Origin of the sequence: Bifidobacterium sp. UBA6881 (assembly GCA_002451435.1) — a bacterium.
GTDB lineage: Bacteria > Actinomycetota > Actinomycetes > Actinomycetales > Bifidobacteriaceae > Bifidobacterium.
In genome coordinates this window covers 18,668-20,974 of the sequence record DKCF01000106.1, presented here as the reverse complement: position 1 = coordinate 20,974, position 2,307 = coordinate 18,668, and the positions used below count along the sequence as shown (strand labels likewise).

1 protein-coding gene and 1 pseudogene (1 of these 2 running past the window's edge) are annotated in these 2,307 nt (G+C 61.2%); one reads left to right on the top strand and one right to left on the bottom strand.

Annotated elements, in window-relative coordinates; genetic code table 11:
• Positions 1-1,951 (top strand): ATP-dependent Clp protease ATP-binding subunit (locus tag B3C64_RS07985; protein ID WP_291534947.1); only part of this gene is annotated, 1,951 nt, incomplete at its 5' end.
• A gap of 317 nt (positions 1,952-2,268) precedes the next feature.
• Here B3C64_RS07985 and B3C64_RS07980 read toward each other — a convergent pair.
• Positions 2,269-2,307: pseudogene (locus B3C64_RS07980) on the bottom strand (DUF349 domain-containing protein); it runs 1,405 nt beyond the window's last position.

Here is a 2,307-nt window from a genome sequence, read left to right as displayed (position 1 = left end):
CGGCGTCGGCAAGACCGCCGTGGTGGAGGGGCTGGCCCAGAAGATCAATGCGGGCGATGTTCCGGAAACATTGAAGGACAAGCAGGTGTATTCGTTGGATCTGGGATCCATGGTCGCCGGTTCCCGCTACCGCGGTGATTTCGAGGAGCGTCTCAAGAAGGTGCTCAAGGAAATCAAGACCCGCGGCGACATCGTGCTGTTCATCGATGAGATTCACACCATCGTGGGCGCGGGCTCCGCCGATGGCGCCCTCGGGGCTTCCGATATGCTCAAGCCGATGCTGGCACGCGGCGAGCTGCAGACCATCGGCGCCACCACCACCGACGAATACCGCAAGTACATCGAAAAGGACGCGGCGTTGGAACGTCGTTTCCAGCCGATTCAGGTGCACGAGCCGAGCATCGCGGAGACCATCGAGATCCTTAAGGGCCTGCGTTCCCGCTATGAGAACCACCACCACGTGACGATTACCGATGGCGCCCTGCAGGCGGCGGCCGAACTGTCGAGCAGGTATATCCAGGACCGTCATCTGCCCGACAAGGCCATCGATTTGATCGATGAGGCCGGCGCGCGTCTGCGCATCCGTCGCCTGACCGCCCCGCCGGAGCTCAAGGAGCTCGACGCGAAGGTCGCCAAGCTGGCCAAAGAGAAGGACCAGGCCATCAAGGACCAGGACTTCGAGAAGGCCGCCGAGCTGCGCGACAAGCAGGAGAAGCTGGAGGCCGAGCGCAAGGAGAAGGAATCCGCGTGGCGCGAAGGCGAATCCGACGTGAAGATGGTCGTGGACGAGGACGTCATCGCCGAGGTGATTTCGCAGACCACGGGCATTCCGGTGTTCAAGCTCACGCAGGCGGAGTCCAAGAAGCTGATGAGCATGGAATCCGAACTCCACAAGCGCATCATCGGACAGGACGAGGCCGTGTCCGCGCTGAGCCGCTCCATCCGTCGAGCTCGTGTGGGACTCAAGGATCCGAAGCGTCCGGCCGGTTCGTTCATCTTCGCTGGCCCGACCGGCGTCGGCAAGACCGAGCTGGCCAAGGCCCTCGCGCAGTTCCTGTTCGACGACGAGGACGCCCTGATCCGCGTGGACATGTCGGAATTCTCCGAGAAGTACGCGGCGTCGCGCCTGTTCGGCGCTCCTCCGGGATACGTCGGTTACGAGGAGGGCGGCGAGCTCACCGAGAAGGTGCGCCGCAAGCCGTTCTCCGTGGTGCTGTTCGATGAGATCGAAAAGGCCCATCCCGACATCTTCAACACGCTGTTGCAGGTGCTTGACGACGGTCATCTGACGGATGGACAGGGACGCAAGGTGGACTTCAAGAACACCATCATCATCCTGACCACCAATCTGGGTACGCGAGACATCGCCAAGGCCGCGAACACCGGCTTCAACCTGGGCGCGAACACCGAGTCGAGCTACCAGCGCATGAAGGACCAGGTGTCCACGGAACTCAAGCAGCAGTTCCGCCCTGAGTTCCTGAACCGCCTGGATGACATCATCGTCTTCAGGCAGCTGACCGAGCCGCAGGTGCGCCAGATCGTCGACCTCGACATCAAGCAGCTCAACAACCGCCTGTTCGACCGTCACATGGCGCTCGAACTGACCGACGCGGCGAAGGATCTGCTCGCCCAGAAGGGCTTCGACCCGCTATTGGGCGCGCGTCCGTTGCGTCGTGTGATTCAGCGCGACATCGAGGACGCCATCTCGGAGAAGATTCTGATGGGCGACCTCGAAGACGGCCAGCGCGTGAAGGTCGACGCCGAGGGCGAAGGTCTGCTCGGCGAGTTCACCTTCACCGGTGAGGCGTTCGAGGAGCCGGCACCGGCATCGGACAAGCCTGTGGAAGCGGACGAATCCGCCGAAACCGCGGAACAGGCTTCCGATTCAACGGAACCGGACTCCGCGCAGACACCGGCCGCGCCGTCCGAAGGCAACGGAGACGCCGAGTAACGGATAAGCCGTTACATGAGTCATGTGAAAAACCGGTGTGCCCACCACGAAATCGTTGGCGGGCACACCGGTTTTCACATATGTACGCGATGCCCATAATTGGCGAGGGAACCTGCCGCTTGCGCTGGTTGCCCATTCGTACAGGCGGTTGCATGCCATCTTCGTGAGCGATTCCATTGTGCCCCAAATTCTTTCTTACTCTCCGGCAGAGAGGAATCGCCGCGAATATCGATGGACAACGGTTGCCGTGCATAATGAAAATGCCGTTCCACGGAGTTAGATCCGCGGAACGGCATTTTTCGATGCGGTAAGAAAAACTACCTGATGGCGTTCAGCCACTGCTCCTTGGTGGCCTT